Genomic DNA, 18,822 nt, shown 5'->3' on the forward strand with positions numbered 1-18,822 from the left:
GTATTTATTTGTCTTTAAAGTAATAAGAATTGGTAAGACTGTCAGAAAACCCTTTTCAATCGAGGAAACGAAATACGTAACGACGGGAGTTTACTATGCGTAAATGAGCTAGTTACGTATAAGTTGACGAAGAGTGAAAGAGTTTGTCTACAGTCTAAAATGATACATATTTATAGGTAGTGATTATAAAGTTAGGAGTGGACAGCTTTGGATAATGATAAAAAGCACGTCATACCACGCGATAAATATCGTCGTAAGCGTCATGAATATTTTCATAATGAAGAACGTGAAGAAAGAATTGCGCGTGAGAAAGAACAACGTGAACGTTTAGCTGAGAAAGAGCAACAATTAGTAAAGGTAAATGAAGAACGTGTTCGTGATAATTTAAGAAAAGCTAGAATTGAAAAATTAACTCAAGAAGAAATACAACAGCAACAACATGAAGCGAAATTAAGAGCTAATAATAATAACTCTTCTAGCAAAGAAGAAAATAAAGATCATAATTTGACATTGCCTGAAGAACAGCGTTTAAAAGAAGAAAACAATCATTCTACAGACAGTGAACAATTAAAACGTCATTCAAACAAAGAAAAAGAATCACAGCCTACATATAGTAGATTAGAAAAAAATAAAGAAAAAGATAAACAAACTACTGACAATAAAGATAAAACTAAAAAACAAAAAATTGAAACAGTCTATGATAATCAAACGAATGACTTAGATAGTAAGCGTGAACCACATAGTTCAGTAAATAACACAACATCAACAGAGAAACCACACAAAAACGTGAAGAAAAACAACAATGAAAATAAATATGATGCAAAAGACAATCACAAAAAAACATCTACTCAAAAAGTAGAAGAAGATAAAGAATTAAAAGCTCAAGAAAAATCAAGAAATGAAAGTAATACTAAGAAGAACGTTGATTCTCAACAAGAAACGACAAAATCTAATAACGGCAACGAGACTATGGATAAAGTGAAAGCCTTTCTTCAACGTCATTGGATTAAAATTGTTATTGCTATCATTATTCTATTATTAATTTTAATACTAAGTTCGATTTTCTCTCACTCAAAACATAATCAAAATATCAATCAAAGCGAAATTAACGATAAGAAGTATACCACAACTATGAAAATTGCTAATAACGCTGTTAAATCAGTCGTAACAGTCGAAAGTAACACACCTAAGAATACTTCAGTTCAAAAAACAAATATAAATTCAGATAATGAACTTGGCTCAGGTGTCGTCTACAAAACTGTAGACGACACTATTTTTATTTTAACTAATACACATATTATAGATAAAAGCGACAATATTAAAATCACTTATGATGATAATAAGACTGCTCAAGCTAAGCTTGTAGGTAAAGACAAATGGTCTGATATAGCAGTGCTGAAAGTTAAATTAAAAGATAGCAATATTAAACCGTTTCATATTGGAAATTCTAATCATTTAGTAGTTGGGGAATCTATTTTAGCTATAGGGAATCCGTTAGGAAATGATTTTAAAAATACTGTGTCTAAAGGAATTATTTCGGGAATTAATCGTTTAGTACCAGTTGATTTTGATAAAGATAATAATAATGATGAACTCATTAAAGCTTTCCAAATTGATGCGCCTGTAAATCCTGGAAATTCTGGTGGGGCAATCATCGATAAAAATGGAGACTTAATTGGTGTAGTCTCTCTGAAAATAAATATGCCAAGTATTGAAGGAATGGGCTTTGCAATACCTATTAATGAAGCACAATCTATAGCTAATGAATTGGAAAAACATGGAAAAATTGAATATCCAAATACTGGCATAGCCATTGAAAACGTAACAGAATTGAACAGTTATGAAAGAACAATCTATAAGATACCTAACGAAATTAACCAAGGTATTATAGTTAAAAAATTAAAAGATGGTGGGTTAGGTGAAAAATCTGGTTTAAAAACTGGCGATGTCATTGTAGAATTAGATAGTAAAACGCTAAAAGATAATTTACAGTATAGACAAATTCTTTTTGAACACAGACAAGATTTAAAAACATTGTCCGCGAAAATTTTTAGAGATGGAAAATCTCAAGAGATAAAAATAAAATTAAAATAACGTTGAGGTGACAAGTTAATGTCTATTTTCAGTAAGTTACTTAAAAAATCTAGTCCTCAACAAGGGATTGTTTTATATTATCTAATAGCCATAATTGTCGCTTTTTTATTATTAAATCTTCCTTTTGTGCATAAGCCAGGTGTGAATGTTTCACCAATTGATACTTTGTTTGTAGCCGTTTCTGGTATCAGTGTAACAGGATTAACCCCGGTTAATATTGTTGATACATATTCTGCATTTGGGCAAATCATTATACTCATCATTCTAAATATCGGTGGTATTGGTGTAATGGCCATTGGTACAGTTTTATGGGTAGTGCTCGGTAAACATATTGGAATCCGAGAGCGTCAATTAATCATGCTAGATAATAACAAAGACACGATGAGTGGTACAGTGAAACTCATTTTAGAAATTATTAAAACGATTGTTACTATTGAATTTATAGGTGCATTATTATTAGCATTTTATTTCTATAGAGACAATCCAGATTTGAATAATGCGTTAATGCAAGGATTATTTGTTTCTATATCTGCTACTACAAATGGTGGTCTAGACATAACAGGACAATCATTAATTCCATATGCAAATGATTATTTTGTTCAAACAATAGTAATGTTTCTTATTATTCTAGGCTCTATTGGATTTCCCGTATTATTGGAAGTACGTGCTTATATTAGAAATAGAGTAAGTCATTTTAGATTTTCATTATTTACTAAAATCACTACGACAACATATTTCTTTTTATTCACGTTTGGAGTATTAGCTATTTTAGCGTTAGAGCATAATAACGCATTTAAAGGATTAAGTTGGCATCAATCGTTGTTTTACGCTCTGTTTCAATCTGCTACAACACGAAGTGCTGGTTTACAGACCATTGATGTGACTCAATTAAGTGATGCCACGAATGTAATCATGAGTATCTTGATGTTCATTGGATCTTCACCTAGTTCTGTAGGTGGGGGTATTCGTACCACAACATTTGCGATATTAATTCTATTTGTAATTAACTTTAATAATAATTCTGAGAAAACATCAATTAAAGTATATAATAGAGAAATTCATGTGGTAGACATTCAAAGATCATTTGCTGTATTTACAATGGCTTCAATCCTTACATTTGTAAGTATGATTATTATTTTAGCCACTGAAAAAAATAATCTTAGTTTCCTACAAGTCTTCTTTGAAGTGATGTCTGCCTTTGGTACATGTGGCTTGTCATTAGGGGTAACAGATAACATTAGTAGTATTACGAAAGTCGTTCTCATGATTTTAATGTTTATTGGTCGTGTAGGTTTAATATCATTTATTATTATGATATCAGGCCGTAAAGAACCAGATAAATTTAGTTATCCTAAAGAACGTATTCAAATTGGTTAATTCGATTAAGACATTTTAAGTAAATTTATTAATGAATTTGCTTGAAATGTCTTTTCCTTTTTTGAAAATATATCAATAACACTAAGATAACAATAAATGTTAAACTAGCCTTAAATAAGGGGTGTGTAAACGTGGATAGAAATGAAAGTTTTAATATCGATATTTTAGCAACATCTGATATGCATAGTCATTTTATGAATGGAGATTTTGGATCTAATATTTATCGAGCAGGAACATATGTTAAAAATATTAGAGAACAAAACGATAATGTTATTTTATTAGATAGTGGGGGAAGTTTAGCTGGTTCGTTAGCTGCTCATTACTATGCGATAGTTGCGCCTTATAAACGCCATCCCATGATTAAATTGATGAACGCAATGCAATATGATGCTAGTGGTATTAGTCCAGATGATTTTAAATTCGGGTTATCATTCTTAACTAAGGCTGTTTCATTAGCACGTTTTCATTGGTTATCAGCCAATATAGAATATGCATTAACTAAAGAACCATATTTTTCAACACCTTATGTTATTAAAGAACTAAATAATGTAAGAATAGCTATTGTAGGCTTAACAGCTGAAGGTTTAATGAAAAATGAATACGCAGAAATGGAAAGAGACGTTAGTATTGAAAAATCATTACTTTCCGCAAAACGTTGGATTAGATATATACATGAAAAAGAACACCCAGACTTTTTAGTGGTGATTTATCATGGCGGGTTAGATAAAATTAATAAAACCAATCCGCGTCACGGAGAAAGTTCGCACGAAGCGGAAAAATTGATGAAAGAAATAGGTGTCATTGATTTGCTGATTACAGCACATCAACATCAAACTTTTATTGGTAATGATTATGAAACGACCTATATTCAAGCAGGACAAAACGCACAAGATTTAGTTCATGTGAAAATAAAATTTAAAAAACGTACGAATACATTTGAAAAAGAAGCGGTTCAATCTGAAATAATTGATTTGAGTAACTATCCAGAAGATGAAGAGTTATTAGATATAACTCACTATGATCGTAAAGCGATAGAATATTGGTCTAAAGAAATTGTGTCAGAAAATGATTTGAAGATGCAGGTTAACGGGTTAGAAGATTTATTAAGTAAAAGCCATCCATTTACACAACTGCTGCATGACAGTATTAAACTAGCTTATGATAACGACATTACTTGTGTTAACGTACCTAAAAATGGCGAGCAAGGATTTAAGGATGTGATTACAAACAAAGATATTTATAATGCTTATCCTCATCCTGATAAAGCTATGGAATTAACATTGAAAGGAAGTCAAATCAAAGACATCATTGAATATACGTATTCTTATATTCAATTTGAACAACATCAACTCAGTATGACAATTGTAGATGAAACGCTATGTACTTTATGGCAAGGTTTCCGCTATGAAGTAGATATGACTGCCTTACCATTTCATCGCGTGACTTTAAAAGATATTGTGTTAGACAAATCATATCGTGTAACGATGACGGATTATACTTATAGAAATTACAAGCACTTGTTAGAGGATGCTAAAGTTCATCACAGTTCATTTGAACATTCTATGAGTACGCTTATTACTGAAAAATTGAAAGATCCTGATTATAAGTTAAACGTCATTGATAATTTTCAAGTTAAAAGTTAAAGGTTAAATTTAAGCCTTACACTTATATAAACGAAGTAGAAAACTAAATTACTTCACAAAAAAACTTTTCTTAGTTGATTTAAACTAAGAAAAGTTTTTTTATCCGTGAAATATTAACAATAATATAATCGCAACAATTTGGCCAAGTGATGTAGTTACAATTCGACGAGTATATTGATAACTTATTGATAATACGATTTGTGCAACAAAAATGAATGCTACAATCCACCATTTATCAAGATATATGAACAGTGAACTTGAACATAAAGCTGGAATAAGGATGACTACCCAAGTAGGTAGTTTGAAATTGCTTAATTCTTTTTGTAACACAGTTCTCATATATAGCTCATGGCATGGAATAACAAAAATTAATGTCACTAGCATTTGCCATTTAAAATAAACACCTGTTCTACTTAATTCTTTAATAAGTTCAGGATAAGATATTTGTGATGACAATAATGAGAAAATTAATTGTATAACGATTAAAACAATACTTGTCAAAATACCTACGCCAATCGATGTTAACAAGCGTTTCGAACTGATATCTCTTTGATAAAAAACGTAACTAATTCCTGCTATTAACATGATTCCAGTATATAAATACCAGTATTCTTGGTGTTCACCCCACATAATAAATAAGATAAGGTGAAAAACAATAAAACTTGCAATAAACCAAATCAATGCTTTTGATATATTTTTCATTTACTATTAACCTTCTTATTCAACGATTTTATATCGTTTGTGATTAATAACTGTTTTTTCTGGTAAGTCTAGTTCATTGAAGTTATCCATTATAGTTAAGTCAACAATTACTGAATTATCATTAATTTTTTCAACACGGCCTCTTAAACCGTCATAAAATTCTACGATATTTCCTACTTCTGCAACAGTCATTTCGAGTCCTCCTCAAATCATAGCTAGGCTATATTGTACTAAAATTTAGCCTACAAATAAACAAATATATACTAAAAATAGAAAATAATAATTGAATTGAAAAATTAATGTCATATTTGAGTAAATAATTGGCAATAATTTTTTATTTGAGGCATAACTAATATAAGGGCATATAAGAGAAATATTAAGGAGAGATATATATGAAATTTGTAAGTAATAATAATATTACCGATCCTACAATAAATCTTGCCATGGAAGAGTATGTATTAAAACATCTACCTGTTGATGATAGTTACTTTTTATTTTACGTGAATGAGCCTTCAATTATTGTTGGTAAAAACCAAAACACTATTGAAGAAGTTAATAAACAATATGTAGACGAACATAACATTCATGTAGTGAGACGTATTTCTGGAGGCGGCGCAGTATATCATGATCAAGGTAATTTAAACTTTAGTTTTATTACGGATGATGATGGCAATAGTTTCCATAATTTCCAAAAATTTACAGAACCTATCGTGCAAGCTTTACAATCTATGGGCGTAAATGCAGAAATGACAGGACGAAATGATATTCAAGTAGGGCAAGCTAAAATTTCAGGAAACGCAATGGTTAAAGTGAAAGAAAGAATGTTTAGCCATGGTACATTGATGTTGAATAGTGACTTAGGAGAAGTTCAAAATGCTTTAAAAGTAAATCCTAAAAAAATTCAATCAAAAGGTGTGAAATCTGTACGTAAACGTGTTGCTAATATTGATGAATTTTTAGAACAATCTATTTCTATCGACGAGTTTAAACAAATTATTTTAAAAACAATATTTGGTGAACATGAAGTTGAAGAATACAAACTTACAGATGAAGATTGGAAAAATATTGAACAACTAAGTAATGAAAAATACCGTACTTGGGATTGGAATTTTGGTAGAAATCCAAAATATAATTTCGAACGTGATGAAAAATTTGAAAAAGGTTTTGTGCAAATCAAATTTGACGTTAAACAAGGTAAAATAGAGCACGCAAAAATCTTCGGGGATTTCTTCGGTGAGGGAAATGTGACTGAACTAGAAGAAGCGCTAATTGGTGTATTACACGACTACACACACATTAAAGAAGCTATGGCTGACTTTGATTTCTATCATTACTTCGGTGATATTGAAAAAGATGAAATTATAAAATTAATGTCTTATTAATTTATTAAAAAGAGAGAAGCGGTTAACAGAAAATAATATCTGTTAGCCGCTTTTCTTTTTATGTGGACAACAAAGTGGACAACGTTACAACATTTCGTACAGATATTGTCCACTTGTTGACCAAAAACTTACAGAATTTAAAATATAGCGAGTAAGCCAAATTTATTTCATAAATTCAAATTGCCTCAAAACCCCGTCAATACAGGCTTTTGCGAGAGGTAATAAAACATAAAAAAACCACCGAATATTCGGTGGTTTTAACATGACGGAAACGGAGGGATTCGAACCCTCGCGCCGCTCTCGCGACCTACACCCTTAGCAGGGGCGCCTCTTCAGCCAACTTGAGTACGTTTCCATATGGCTCCGCAGGTAGGATTCGAACCTACGACCGATCGGTTAACAGCCGATAGCTCTACCACTGAGCTACTGCGGAATAATTAAATTTTTAAGTCATCTCTCTAATGAGCACAAATATTATTATATCAATAAACTTAAAATATGCAAGGGATAATCTTAAAAAAATATACGGAACATTTACACTATATTAATATAAACGTCCCGTATAATTTAATATTAAACGTAAAACTATTTATCTTGTAATAATGAATAATGTGAAAGAGCTTCAAAAATGTTGAGGGTAGTTTTTTCGTAGTCAATTGGCATTTCTGGATTGTTAGATTTCATGCGGGAATGTTTATCAACCATGTAGTAGTAAAAAATTGCGTTGGTATATTGGTGCCATAAACTGTGGAATGAAACATTTAAAGTGAGGGTTTCTTGATTAGCGAAGATAATTTTGCTGCGACGATTTTTAAGAGGTTTGATATCTGAGATGTAATGCATATTAATCCATATGTTTTCTTCTAAACGATCTGAATGAGTAGGAAAGAAATAGGTTGGAAATAAAGGAGTTAATAAAATAGGGGGCTTGCTTGTGATGCCTGCAATGCGTTGCGTTTCTGCTTTCTTGCTTAAATAATTATTACCATAAAATTTGCAAGAGCGTTCAATAATCTTTTGCGTTTTGAAAGGACTAATTTCTTTGGTAGTGTCAAACTTCATTATTTCAGTACCTTGAGGTTGCTCATACTCATTGAAAATAGGTTTGATTACCATATCACCTTTCCGGATGACATAAACAGTATTGTTGAGTTCTTCAGTCTTATTCATAGAAAAACTCCTTTTTATTAAATTTACTATTAAAAGCCACAATTGAGTGTCAATTAATAATATAAAATTATTATATAAAATTTTTATCAGTTGTCAAGGTTTTCTTTTAAAATAATATTACACTTATTTTTACAGAAATGTCTGAATATTCGATTGATTTAAAAAATAAAAGCTTGTATACTATCCTTATATAAAAAAGAAAGGCAGTGATTGTAATGTATTACAACACGAACGTCAAACATACGACACTAGAAGATTTTGTAACTACAGTTAATGATCTTGGAGTTGAGCTTATAATTGATGAGGCCCTTCGACAAGCGCGCAAAAAGCAACTTGTTAAATTAATTGATGAAGCATTGATTAATAAAAACGAAACAGATTTTATGAATTACACTAACGAATATAAAACTTTGGAGGCAGTTTTCAATGAGTAAAATAGGATCCTGTCACTCATTATAAAAGGTCTATTTCTACTTTAAATTAAAATAGTAAATAGACCTTTTTTATATTATTATCTTCTACCTTTTGAATTACCTTCAATCATATTACGAATCCACTTTACTATATATCCTGTAAGAATGATGCGGAAAACGCGTCTGATAATATTCATATTTATTAACCCCTTTTTCAAATTATCTTATTGTTAATTTTACCCGTTTCGTCTAAAAATAAAGATAAGTTTTCAAATATTCGCTTAAATATTTAAATCTTTATTAGATAAAGTAATATATCCATATTTATCTGCTTTTGTAGTGAAAATAACGATGATACCGTGAATAATAGAAATAATTGTTGGTATAAATGTCCAAAAGAATACTAAGTGAAAGACGCCTTGCCATACTTTGTCAGCATAGAATTTATGAATACCGACGCCACCTAAAAAGATTGCTAATAATACATAAATGGTTTTGTTTACTCTCATTAAATCTAATCCTCCATGACTTCACTTTTAACCCTATTTAAATAAAGATTATATACTTATTTATATGATTACCGTTAGAACTAGAACCAAACATCCAAGTTTTTTGTAATTAATTTATTAAAATTTGAAACTTTTATATAATTATAGATAGGTAGAACTATAAGGGGAGGAGAGTATGCAGTGATACGTAAAGCACATCCAAGTGATAATAAACAAATTGCAGAATTGTGTTATATGATTTGGGAAGATATGGAACTAGAAATGGTTAAAGAGATAACTAAAGAACGTATTTTAAATGCATTAGAAGAAAGTGTTGTTAACATTCGTTATCGTGCTTTTTATGACAATGTATGGGTCTATGAACAAGACAATAAGGTAGCAGGATGTATTATTGCTTATGATGGGGCCGAAGAAATGGCGTTAGAAGCCACGTGGAATGAGTTACCACTTGAAGAAGATATGAAAGCGTATGGTACACCTTTACCAATTAAGGAAGCGAAAGATGATGAATGGTACATTGAAACGGTAGCTACTTTTCCGGAATATAGAGGACAAGGGATTGCTACACAACTGTTTGAATATTTAATCGACGCTTATCCTGATAAAAAGTGGAGTTTAAATTGTGATTATGATAATCCTAAAGCGCGCAAATTATATGAACGTTTAGGTTTCAAATGGGTAGAGGATATTGATTTATATGGACATAACTATTTACACATGATTTATCAAGCATAAAAAAATCCAACATTTAACTGTTATATAAACAGTGATGTTGGATAATAATCATTTATTAAATACCACCAAGTAATGCACTAATATAAATTCCTAAAGCATAAAGAATACCAAAGACTGTATTCGTTTTACCTGTTGCGGCCATTGCAGGCATCATGCTAGCAGGTGTATCGTTTTTCTTGAAACGACGAATCGCTTTAACTGGCATTGGGAATGAAAGTAATACAAGTAGGTAAAATAGTGAACCACCTTTATTAAATAAAGCAATAAATACGACAATAGCATAAGCTAAAATGTACATTGCTGCCATAAATGTGATTGAAGCTCTTTTACCTAATAAAATCGGTAAAGTTTTACGTCCGCTTGCTTTATCTTTAACGCGGTCACGGATATTGTTTGCCATATTAATTAATCCGATAGTAATTACAATCGGAATACTAATCCATACTACAAATCCATTGACATTGCCTGTTTGAATGAAAAACGCAAGTAAAATAATAATCATACCCATAAATAAACCAGAGAATAATTCACCAAATGGTGTCCATGAAATTGGGAATGGGCCTCCAGTATAAAGGTAACCAATCGCCATACAAACGATACCTACTGGAATGATCCAGAAAGAGCTTTTAACAGCAAGGAAGATACCAAGTAAAGCGGCTATAATATAAAATGCAATTGCTAGATTCATGACAAGTTTAGGGCTCATACCATTTCTTACAATAGCGCCACCTATGCCCACAGAAGTGTGGTCATCTAAACCTTTTTTAAAGTCATAGTATTCATTGAACATATTTGTTGCAGCTTGGATTAACAGACATGCAATTAACATAGCTAAAAATAAGCTGAACTTAATATGGTCTTGACTACCTAATAAAAAAAGTTTAGCTGTTGCTGTACCTACTAATACAGGTACAATGGCAGCAGTTAATGTATGAGGTCGCATCAGTTGCCAATATTTTCTAACAGTAGAATATTGTTGATATTGATCTGCCATAATATAATCTACCTCTTATTATATAAAGTTTTAACATATGTATTTTAAAGGAATAGGTTATAAAGGTCAATCTACGTGAAATATTTCCCAATTCGATTAAGCAATTATGCCACTATAAATAATGAAAAATGATACAATATTATAATGAGTAAAAATAGAAAAATGAAAGAAGTGAAATGAATGGCTGCGAATTTAAAAGAAGACGAAATTATTGAATCAATTTACGAAAGCAATAAAAATTGGATTTCTGTGGAAGTAATTTTAAATAGAACATTACCACCAACTGCTTTATTTCAATTAACTGAAGACCAAGCAGGTGATCGCTTTTATCTACGTTTAAATGATAATCAGTCTTCGTTTTTCGGCTATCATGCAGTTCAAAGATTTAAAAATAACTTTGAAAATAAACAGTCCATTTTTCGTGAATGGGAAAAGTTTAAAAAAGATGTGGAACTGATACATCTTGAGACTTCTAAACACCACTTAAAAGTAGTGGGAGGCTTCCAATTCTCAAGTCATAAATCTGATGATGAATGGCGTGAATATGGCATTAATCATTTTGTTGTGCCGAAAGTCCTTATTTCTAATGTTGATAATCAAACCTTGTTAACGTATACCGTCGAAAGAGAAAACTTCGATATGGCGCAATTTAAAGAGATTATTGATTACTTCGAGAATGCTGAAGTTCATGAACCAGATGTGAATGATGCAATGGGCAATATCACGCGTATGGAAGACATTTATAAAGATGAATGGCAAGAATTAGTAAGCGATGCAATTGCTCAATTAGATGAAGACAAAAAGATTGTCTTAGCGCGTCGTCGTTTAATTAAATTCGATAAAACCATTAGCATTCCTTATGTTTTAAAACGCGCACTTGAAAATGAGAAAAATAGTTACATTTTCATATTAGAATCAAATCAATCGGTCTTCTTTTCACAAACGCCTGAACAATTATTAAAAGTAGATGAAGGTGTATTATCAACTAAGGCTGTAGCGGGTACAATTAAACGCACGCATAATGAAGATGTCGATAAACAAAATGTGAAAGCTTTCTTAGAAGATAAAAAGAACTTAGGTGAACATCGATTTGTAGTAAGAAGCATCCTACATGATATTGAGCCATTTGTAGATGATGTAGAGTACAATCAAACACCTAATATATTAAAAAATGATCATATGTATCATCTATATACTGAAATTAAAGGTAAATTAAAAAGTAATTCATATATTGGTTTAATTGACGAATTACATCCAACGCCTGCTTTAGGCGGTTATCCAAAAGATGAAGCGCTTAAATTTATTGAAGAGAATGAATTTGGTACGCGTGGTCTGTACGGCGCACCGGTAGGCTATATCGATATGGATGATGATTGTGAATTTATCGTTGCTATACGCTCGATGTTAATTAAAGAGAAACAAACGACTTTATTTGCCGGTTGTGGCATAGTTAAGGATTCTGATCCTGAAAGTGAATTAGCTGAAACAGCAGTTAAATTCTCACCAATGATGAATGCTTTAGGAGTAGTGGATAAGAATGAATCATAATGAAGCATTAACGAAACAAGTATATACTTTCGCCTCAGAGCTCTATGCTTATGGCGTGCGAGAAGTAGTGATTAGTCCTGGATCTCGCTCAACGCCATTAGCGATTGCCTTTGAAGCGCATCCAAACATTAAGACTTGGATTCATCCTGATGAACGTAGCGCCGCCTTTTTTGCTTTAGGTTTAATAAAAGGAAGCGAAAGACCGGTAGCGATATTATGTACATCAGGTACTGCAGCGGCAAATTACACGCCAGCTATTGCAGAAAGCCAAATTAGTCGCATTCCATTAATTGTATTAACGAGTGACCGCCCACATGAATTAAGAAGTGTAGGGGCACCTCAAGCGATTAATCAAGTGAACATGTTTGAGAACTATGTGAATTTCCAATTTGATATGCCGGTAGCAGATGGCAGTGAGCAAATGTTAGATACGATTTATTATCAAATGCAAATCGCAAGTCAATATTTATATGGCCCGCATCGTGGACCTATTCATTTCAACTTGCCGTTTAGAGAGCCGTTGACGCCTGACCTTGAAAAGGTAGAATGGCTTACTTCGTATCATAAAACGTTGCCACATTATCAAAAAAATATTAATGTGCAAGACATTCGAGACATTTTAAAACAACCAAAAGGCCTTATTATAGTAGGGGATATGCAACATCAAGCGGTAGATCAAATTCTTACATATGCGACGATACACGATTTACCGATACTAGCTGATCCATTAAGTCAATTACGTAAATATAATCATCCTAATGTGATTACAACGTATGATTTATTGTATCGTGCAGGATTAGATTTAGATGTTGATTTTATTATTCGTGTCGGTAAACCCGTTATTTCTAAAAAGTTAAATCAATGGCTGAAATGCACCAATGCATTTCAAATTCTTGTACAAAATAATGATAAAATTGATGTTTTCCCAACACCACCAAGTATTTCTTATGAAATTTCAGCGAATGACTTCTTCAGAAATTTAGTGGAAGAATCGACAGTTAATCGCAAATCTTGGATAGAAATGTGGCAAACACTTGAAACGCAATCTCGCGCAATGATTACTAAACATGCCGAACAAGCTACAGATGAAGCGGCTTATGTAAATGCAGTAATTAATAAATTGACGAAAGATGATGCACTATTTGTTAGTAATAGTATGCCTGTGCGTGACGTCGATAATTTATTATTTGATAGTGAAGTTGAAGTGTATGCGAACCGTGGCGCTAATGGGATTGACGGCGTAGTGTCGACTGCTATTGGTATGGCTGTTCATAAAAATATCACGTTATTAATTGGCGATTTAGCTTTTTATCATGATATGAATGGTTTATTAATGGCGAAATTGAATAATATTCATTTAAATATTGTGTTATTAAATAACGATGGTGGAGGCATTTTCTCTTATTTACCACAGAAATCGTCTGCCGATGCTTACTTTGAACGTTTATTTGGCACACCAACAGGCTTGAATTTTGAATACACAGCATTACTTTATGATTTCACATTCAAGCGTTTTAACACGATTACTGATTTTTCTCAGGAAAAGTTATCGCATATGAGTTCACACATTTATGAAATTATGACGGACCGTCAAGATAACCTTGAACAACATCAAATCTTATATAAGAAATTGAGTGATATTCTAAATGTTACATTATAATTTTCATAAAGCAGAGAAAGAAACGTCTCAATTATTAATATTATTGCATGGATTTATTAGTGATAGTCGTACGTATAGCCAACATCTCCCAGCGTTATTACAAGAAGTGAACGTATTAACGATTGATTTACCAGGCCACGGCCAAGATGACTCGTCAATGAAGGTAACGTGGGACTTCCCGTATCTTGCTAAACAATTAGATGAGGTTTTAGACCAATTCAATGCGTATACATTACATTTACTAGGCTATTCTATGGGCGGACGTGTGGCGTTATATTATGCGTTACACGGTAACCATACTTTGAAAAGTTTAATATTAGAGAGTACATCGCCAGGTATCGACAATGAAGACGACCGTCTTGAACGTCAACAAATCGATGCTGCACGAGGTAAGGTCCTTGATATAGCTGGTTTGGAAATCTTTGTGAATGATTGGGAAAAATTACCGCTATTTTATACACAATATGATTTAGATAAAGAGAAGCGTAAAGCGATTCGTGACATGCGTATGTCCCAAGACCCTCATAAATTAGCGAAAGCGTTACGAGATTATGGCACAGGACATATGCCGAATTTATGGAATAAAGTAAAAGATATTCAAATACCGTGCTTCATTTTAGCAGGAGAATTAGATAAAAAATTCGTGAAAACTGCGCATGCTATGGCTGATAAAATGAATCATAGTCAAGTTCATATCTTCAACGAAGTAGGCCATACAATTCATGTGGAAGATGAGACGGAATTTGATACAATAGTATTAGGTTTTTTAAAGGAGGAGCAAAATGACTAGACAGTGGGAAACACTAAGAGAATATGATGAAATTAAATATGAATTTTTCGAAGGAATTGCAAAAGTAACAATTAATCGTCCAGAGGTGCGTAATGCATTCACACCTAAAACAGTTGCTGAAATGATTGATGCATTTACACGTGCACGCGATGACCAAAATGTATCTGTCATCATCTTAACTGGTGAAGGCGACAAAGCATTTTGTTCAGGCGGAGATCAAAAGAAACGTGGACATGGTGGCTATGTAGGCGAAGACCAAATTCCTCGTTTAAACGTATTAGACTTACAACGTTTAATCCGTGTTATTCCTAAACCAGTTATCGCTATGGTTAGAGGTTATGCAATTGGTGGCGGTAACGTCTTAAACGTAGTATGTGACTTAACAATTGCTGCTGACAATGCTATCTTCGGACAAACAGGTCCTAAAGTAGGTTCATTCGATGCAGGTTATGGTTCAGGTTACTTAGCTAGAATCGTTGGTCATAAAAAAGCACGTGAAATTTGGTACTTATGCCGTCAATATAATGCACAAGAAGCATTAGATATGGGCTTAGTAAATACAGTAGTACCTTTAGACGAAGTAGAAGATGAAACAGTTAAATGGTGTAAAGAAATTATGAAACATTCACCAACTGCTTTACGTTTCTTAAAAGCAGCTATGAATGCAGACACTGATGGTTTAGCTGGTTTACAACAAATGGCTGGAGACGCTACATTATTGTACTACACAACTGATGAAGCAAAAGAAGGCCGTGACGCGTTTAAAGAAAAACGTGACCCAGACTTCGATCAATTCCCTAAATTCCCATAATAGATTTTAATAGGTTAGGAAAAAACGAGGACACATAGTGAGATGTAGATAAATCTCATTATGTGTCCTTTTTAATTATAAACCATAATTCTGTTTTAAAAATGCTTCTAAACGACGCATACCTTCTTTTAAGACGCTCATTTCATAGGCGTAGGAGATACGCACATAGCCTTTACCAATATCAGTAAAAGATGAGCCAGGCACGATAGCTACATGAGCTTCTTCTAACACTTTGACACAAAAATCAAAGTCTTCTTCTGTATATTTCTTTATACTTGGGAAAATATAAAACGCACCTTCTGGCTGGCCTTCAAGTTCAAAACCTAATTCTACAAGTTTATTTTTTAAATAATCGCGACGTTCAATATACGCTTCATTCATATATTTTGGCGCATCTAAGCCTTCATTTAATGCGGTGATACACGCAATTTGTGCAGGTACGTTAGCGCAAATACAATTATATGCATGCATGAAGGTTAACTTTTCAATAAGATATTCAGGACCTAATAAAAAGCCGATACGAATACCCGTAGCTGAATGCGATTTACTCAAACCACCAATTAATAATAATTGATCACGAATCACTTCATATTCTGCAAAAGATGTATGTTGACCTTTAAATGTATTTTCAGCATAAATTTCATCACTAATAATGAAGATTTCTTTCGTTTTTAAATAATCTACCAAAGCTTCTACTTCATGACGTTCTAGAATGACACCGGTAGGATTAGTAGGGTAGTTAAGTAGAATTGCTTTCGTTCTATCTGTAATATGTTGAGCGATTAACTCAGGTGTGACTTTAAAATGAGATTGTGTTGTATCAATATATACAGGTTGTCCGCCCAGTGTTTCTACTAAGGGGATATAACCTGCATAAATAGGACCAGGGATAAGGATTTCATCGCCCGGTTCAATAATGCTACGTAAAGAGGTATCTAATGCTTCACTTGCACCATTTGTTACAATAATTTCTTCTTCACTATAATAAAAGCCATATTTATTGTTAAAATATTGGCTAATAGCTTGGCGCGTTTCAGTCAATCCTTTGTTGTGGGAATAACTTGTTTTATCTTCTTTAATCGCATTAATATACGCTTCTTTAACCACATCTGGCATTGGGAAATCGGGCTGACCAATCGTTAAATTGACACAATCATCAATATGTTTCATACGATTAGAGAATTGGCGAATACTTGGTGCTCTTAAAAATTTAGAATTTGAATTTAATGATAATTTCATGTTTTACACCTCAAAAAAATACCAAACTATAGTCATCTTATATGTCACTATAGATTTTTTAGAATAATCTAATAATAACATATTTTAATACTATAATTTGGTATCCGTGTGTTGTTTTTCATTTTCAAAAATTAAAGCTTAAATTGGGACGGTTTCTTAAGATTAATGACAGGATTGGTCCATTTACAAACAAAATTACTTGAAAGAATGTAGACAATCAACATTGAAGTCCCGATTAAATAAATATAGGTCAATAGTGAAATAGAATCGTAAAATGGATATAGCTTGAATCCTCTTACTACGCCAATCACGAGTCCATGCAATAGATAGACATACATCGTACGTGGCCCAATATAAGTATAAAAACGTTGATGATTGCTCATTAAATTAAGAAATGCAAACATTGTTACAAAGATAATGACGTAATGCATTAATCGTTTCAAGGGACTATAAACACTTTGATTATGATTCTCGAGAGAGGTATAGGGACTGCTGCCTAATAGCCAATCTCCGTTAATGGGGTGAATATAGTAACCGATAAAGAAAGCGATAAGAATGCATATTGATACAATGCTTAATTTCTTATTTCTGAAAATTTGGGTCTGAGATTTCGTCATTAAATAACCAATATAGAAAACAGGGAAGAACACTATAGTGCGTGAAACGCTTAAATAGCCGCCCACATTATCTGAAAAGCCTGCTAAAACTGAAACAATAATAGCAATAGGCAAGACGATCATTGGATTATAACGACGAATAATAACTAAAATAACATGGAAAAAAAATAGTGTTAGTAGGAACCATAAAGCAAATACAGGATTGAATGGATCCATTTGTATGGCATCACTTTTTCCAGTTATAAAATAATAAATTGAAAAAAATGCATAAAAAATAGCGTAAGGTGCAAGCAATTTTTTAGCGACATTCTCTAAATAATTGGGTTTATCTAAATGCTTTGCGAAGTATCCTGAGATAAATAAAAAGGTTGGCATATGGAAACTATAAATCACAAGATACAAAGCTAACATATATTTACTCTCAGAAGTATAAGGCTGAATCATATGACCTAATACGACTAAAAATATTAGTATGGCACGTGCATTATCGAAAAAATAGTCTCTATCTTTATTTATAGTCATACGATGTGCTCCTTTATTAAATGCTAACTGTATATAACTTAGTATAAAATAATATAATAATGCAACAAATTTAGTCAATTTGTTGAATAGTATTGTATAATGATAGAATAAATTTTATAATAGTAACAATTACAAAAGTGGAGTAGAACAGCTATGTACAATCAACTAGAAAAACTTATCACATTAACGAATAATGATCTTAATTTAGTAAATAGACGCTTTGGACAACGGACAGACATTACTAATGACCAGTTAGAATTATTGAGAATATTATATAATTATGATCGCTTATCTCAATACGATTTAACTATGAAGATTAGTAGAGAACAATCCATTGTTTCACGATGGATTAAGAAATTGGTTTATAAAGGCTATATTACAAGCCAACAATCACATGAGGATTTACGTTGTAAAGAATTATGTTTAACAGAAGAAGCACGTGATTTAATTAAGCAAATTAATACTGCAAGATGTGAATTAATTGAAGCACGATGCCAATGTTTATCCAAAAAAGAAATTGAAAATTTAAACTCATTATTGAATAAATTAAATAGTCGTCATATATATTTTTAAAATGAAACCCTATGTCATCTCGCTTGATTAAACGTGTGATGGC

19 protein-coding genes and 2 tRNA genes are annotated in these 18,822 nt (G+C 32.2%); 11 read left to right on the plus strand and 10 right to left on the minus strand.

Features of this window, described 5'->3' with window-relative positions:
• Nucleotides 1–207 precede the first annotated feature (207 nt).
• The 3 genes from CD127_RS05240 (at nt 208) to CD127_RS05250 (ending at nt 5,114) form a co-directional block, all read left to right on the plus strand.
• Complete coding sequence (locus tag CD127_RS05240) at nt 208–2,094, plus strand: S1C family serine protease (RefSeq protein WP_103366004.1); 1,887 nt, start codon at nt 208–210, stop codon at nt 2,092–2,094.
• Between the two features lie 18 nt (nt 2,095–2,112).
• Nucleotides 2,113–3,471: a TrkH family potassium uptake protein gene (locus CD127_RS05245; protein WP_103297529.1), complete on the plus strand. Its 1,359-nt coding sequence runs from the start codon at nt 2,113–2,115 to the stop codon at nt 3,469–3,471.
• 131 nt (nt 3,472–3,602) lie between these two features.
• Nucleotides 3,603–5,114: a bifunctional metallophosphatase/5'-nucleotidase gene (locus CD127_RS05250; RefSeq protein ID WP_103366005.1), complete on the plus strand. Its 1,512-nt coding sequence runs from the start codon at nt 3,603–3,605 to the stop codon at nt 5,112–5,114.
• A gap of 99 nt (nt 5,115–5,213) precedes the next feature.
• Here the strand turns inward: CD127_RS05250 and CD127_RS05255 are convergent, their stop codons facing one another.
• Complete coding sequence (locus CD127_RS05255; RefSeq protein ID WP_103366006.1) at nt 5,214–5,816, minus strand: CPBP family glutamic-type intramembrane protease; 603 nt, start codon at nt 5,814–5,816, stop codon at nt 5,214–5,216.
• Between the two features lie 15 nt (nt 5,817–5,831).
• Nucleotides 5,832–6,008 carry a YkvS family protein gene (locus CD127_RS05260; protein WP_103297526.1) on the minus strand — a complete coding sequence of 59 codons (177 nt, stop codon included), beginning with the start codon at nt 6,006–6,008 and terminating at the stop codon, nt 5,832–5,834.
• A 200-nt stretch (nt 6,009–6,208) separates the two neighbouring features.
• Here CD127_RS05260 and CD127_RS05265 point away from each other — a divergent pair, with 200 nt between their 5' ends.
• Nucleotides 6,209–7,198 (plus strand): lipoate--protein ligase, encoded by a 990-nt coding sequence (locus tag CD127_RS05265; protein WP_103366007.1) that lies wholly within the window; start codon nt 6,209–6,211, stop codon nt 7,196–7,198.
• Nucleotides 7,199–7,464: 266 nt separating this feature from the next.
• On the opposite strand, the gene CD127_RS05270 is transcribed toward CD127_RS05265, so the two are convergent.
• The 3 genes from CD127_RS05270 to CD127_RS05280 all read right to left on the minus strand — a co-directional run bounded on the left by CD127_RS05270 (nt 7,465) and on the right by CD127_RS05280 (nt 8,368).
• Nucleotides 7,465–7,553 (minus strand) — tRNA-Ser (locus tag CD127_RS05270).
• Nucleotides 7,554–7,556: 3 nt separating this feature from the next.
• Nucleotides 7,557–7,631: transfer RNA gene (locus CD127_RS05275), tRNA-Asn, on the minus strand.
• 152 nt (nt 7,632–7,783) lie between these two features.
• A complete protein-coding gene (locus CD127_RS05280; protein ID WP_103366008.1) occupies nt 7,784–8,368 on the minus strand; it encodes a competence protein ComK in 585 nt (194 codons plus the stop codon).
• Between the two features lie 215 nt (nt 8,369–8,583).
• Here CD127_RS05280 and CD127_RS05285 point away from each other — a divergent pair, with 215 nt between their 5' ends.
• Entirely contained in the window at nt 8,584–8,802 is a 219-nt protein-coding gene (locus CD127_RS05285) for an IDEAL domain-containing protein (protein ID WP_103328308.1), read from the plus strand.
• Between the two features lie 77 nt (nt 8,803–8,879).
• On the opposite strand, the gene CD127_RS12965 is transcribed toward CD127_RS05285, so the two are convergent.
• Both CD127_RS12965 and CD127_RS05290 read right to left on the minus strand, forming a co-directional pair.
• Entirely contained in the window at nt 8,880–8,978 is a 99-nt protein-coding gene (locus CD127_RS12965) for an SAR1012 family small protein (protein ID WP_276516891.1), read from the minus strand.
• Between the two features lie 84 nt (nt 8,979–9,062).
• The gene (locus CD127_RS05290; protein WP_103366009.1) at nt 9,063–9,290 is read right to left on the minus strand and encodes a TM2 domain-containing protein; all 228 of its coding nucleotides are present in this window, start codon (nt 9,288–9,290) and stop codon (nt 9,063–9,065) included.
• A 180-nt stretch (nt 9,291–9,470) separates the two neighbouring features.
• On the opposite strand from CD127_RS05290, the gene CD127_RS05295 reads away from it, so the two are divergent.
• Nucleotides 9,471–10,025, plus strand: a complete 555-nt coding sequence (locus CD127_RS05295; RefSeq protein WP_103366010.1) for a GNAT family N-acetyltransferase — start codon at nt 9,471–9,473, stop codon at nt 10,023–10,025.
• A 55-nt stretch (nt 10,026–10,080) separates the two neighbouring features.
• Here the strand turns inward: CD127_RS05295 and CD127_RS05300 are convergent, their stop codons facing one another.
• Nucleotides 10,081–11,019: a 1,4-dihydroxy-2-naphthoate polyprenyltransferase gene (locus CD127_RS05300; RefSeq protein WP_103296930.1), complete on the minus strand. Its 939-nt coding sequence runs from the start codon at nt 11,017–11,019 to the stop codon at nt 10,081–10,083.
• Between the two features lie 180 nt (nt 11,020–11,199).
• Between CD127_RS05300 and CD127_RS05305 the strand changes: the two genes are divergently transcribed.
• The 4 genes from CD127_RS05305 to menB are packed head-to-tail and all read left to right on the plus strand — an operon-like array spanning nt 11,200 to nt 15,828.
• Nucleotides 11,200–12,567 (plus strand): isochorismate synthase, encoded by a 1,368-nt coding sequence (locus tag CD127_RS05305; RefSeq protein WP_103366011.1) that lies wholly within the window; start codon nt 11,200–11,202, stop codon nt 12,565–12,567.
• Nucleotides 12,557–14,227 (plus strand): 2-succinyl-5-enolpyruvyl-6-hydroxy-3-cyclohexene-1-carboxylic-acid synthase, encoded by a 1,671-nt coding sequence (menD, locus tag CD127_RS05310; RefSeq protein ID WP_103366012.1) that lies wholly within the window; start codon nt 12,557–12,559, stop codon nt 14,225–14,227. Before CD127_RS05305 ends, menD begins: the two co-directional genes overlap by 11 nt.
• Nucleotides 14,214–15,017, plus strand: a complete 804-nt coding sequence (menH, locus tag CD127_RS05315; RefSeq protein ID WP_103366013.1) for a 2-succinyl-6-hydroxy-2,4-cyclohexadiene-1-carboxylate synthase — start codon at nt 14,214–14,216, stop codon at nt 15,015–15,017. The genes menD and menH overlap by 14 nt, the downstream gene beginning before the upstream one ends.
• Nucleotides 15,010–15,828, plus strand: a complete 819-nt coding sequence (gene menB, locus CD127_RS05320) for a 1,4-dihydroxy-2-naphthoyl-CoA synthase (RefSeq protein WP_103296923.1) — start codon at nt 15,010–15,012, stop codon at nt 15,826–15,828. Before menH ends, menB begins: the two co-directional genes overlap by 8 nt.
• Nucleotides 15,829–15,903: 75 nt before the next feature.
• On the opposite strand, the gene CD127_RS05325 is transcribed toward menB, so the two are convergent.
• Together CD127_RS05325 and CD127_RS05330 are read right to left on the minus strand one after the other, a co-directional pair.
• Nucleotides 15,904–17,067, minus strand: coding sequence for an aminotransferase class I/II-fold pyridoxal phosphate-dependent enzyme (locus CD127_RS05325; protein WP_103296921.1), 1,164 nt, complete (start codon nt 17,065–17,067; stop codon nt 15,904–15,906).
• 131 nt (nt 17,068–17,198) lie between these two features.
• Nucleotides 17,199–18,206, minus strand: coding sequence for an acyltransferase family protein (locus tag CD127_RS05330; protein WP_103366014.1), 1,008 nt, complete (start codon nt 18,204–18,206; stop codon nt 17,199–17,201).
• Nucleotides 18,207–18,359: 153 nt separating this feature from the next.
• On the opposite strand from CD127_RS05330, the gene CD127_RS05335 reads away from it, so the two are divergent.
• Nucleotides 18,360–18,779, plus strand: a complete 420-nt coding sequence (locus CD127_RS05335) for a MarR family transcriptional regulator (protein ID WP_103296918.1) — start codon at nt 18,360–18,362, stop codon at nt 18,777–18,779.
• The last annotated feature ends 43 nt before the right edge of the window (nt 18,780–18,822 follow it).

The sequence above is a fragment of the Staphylococcus petrasii genome (assembly GCF_002902565.1).
Lineage (GTDB): Bacteria > Bacillota > Bacilli > Staphylococcales > Staphylococcaceae > Staphylococcus > Staphylococcus petrasii.

What these genes read in the sequence shown, in the direction of transcription:
- CD127_RS05260 (WP_103297526.1), bottom strand. Translation starts at nt 6,008, where the DNA reads ATGACTGTTGCAGAAGTAGGAAATATCGTAGAATTTTATGACGGTTTA.
- menH (WP_103366013.1), top strand. Translation starts at nt 14,214, where the DNA reads ATGTTACATTATAATTTTCATAAAGCAGAGAAAGAAACGTCTCAATTA.
- CD127_RS05300 (WP_103296930.1), bottom strand. Translation starts at nt 11,019, where the DNA reads ATGGCAGATCAATATCAACAATATTCTACTGTTAGAAAATATTGGCAA.
- CD127_RS05305 (WP_103366011.1), top strand. Translation starts at nt 11,200, where the DNA reads ATGGCTGCGAATTTAAAAGAAGACGAAATTATTGAATCAATTTACGAA.
- CD127_RS05255 (WP_103366006.1), bottom strand. Translation starts at nt 5,816, where the DNA reads ATGAAAAATATATCAAAAGCATTGATTTGGTTTATTGCAAGTTTTATT.
- CD127_RS05290 (WP_103366009.1), bottom strand. Translation starts at nt 9,290, where the DNA reads ATGAGAGTAAACAAAACCATTTATGTATTATTAGCAATCTTTTTAGGT.
- CD127_RS05265 (WP_103366007.1), top strand. Translation starts at nt 6,209, where the DNA reads ATGAAATTTGTAAGTAATAATAATATTACCGATCCTACAATAAATCTT.
- menD (WP_103366012.1), top strand. Translation starts at nt 12,557, where the DNA reads ATGAATCATAATGAAGCATTAACGAAACAAGTATATACTTTCGCCTCA.
- CD127_RS05280 (WP_103366008.1), bottom strand. Translation starts at nt 8,368, where the DNA reads ATGAATAAGACTGAAGAACTCAACAATACTGTTTATGTCATCCGGAAA.
- CD127_RS12965 (WP_276516891.1), bottom strand. Translation starts at nt 8,978, where the DNA reads ATGAATATTATCAGACGCGTTTTCCGCATCATTCTTACAGGATATATA.
- CD127_RS05330 (WP_103366014.1), bottom strand. Translation starts at nt 18,206, where the DNA reads ATGACTATAAATAAAGATAGAGACTATTTTTTCGATAATGCACGTGCC.
- CD127_RS05285 (WP_103328308.1), top strand. Translation starts at nt 8,584, where the DNA reads ATGTATTACAACACGAACGTCAAACATACGACACTAGAAGATTTTGTA.
- CD127_RS05335 (WP_103296918.1), top strand. Translation starts at nt 18,360, where the DNA reads ATGTACAATCAACTAGAAAAACTTATCACATTAACGAATAATGATCTT.
- menB (WP_103296923.1), top strand. Translation starts at nt 15,010, where the DNA reads ATGACTAGACAGTGGGAAACACTAAGAGAATATGATGAAATTAAATAT.
- CD127_RS05245 (WP_103297529.1), top strand. Translation starts at nt 2,113, where the DNA reads ATGTCTATTTTCAGTAAGTTACTTAAAAAATCTAGTCCTCAACAAGGG.
- CD127_RS05325 (WP_103296921.1), bottom strand. Translation starts at nt 17,067, where the DNA reads ATGAAATTATCATTAAATTCAAATTCTAAATTTTTAAGAGCACCAAGT.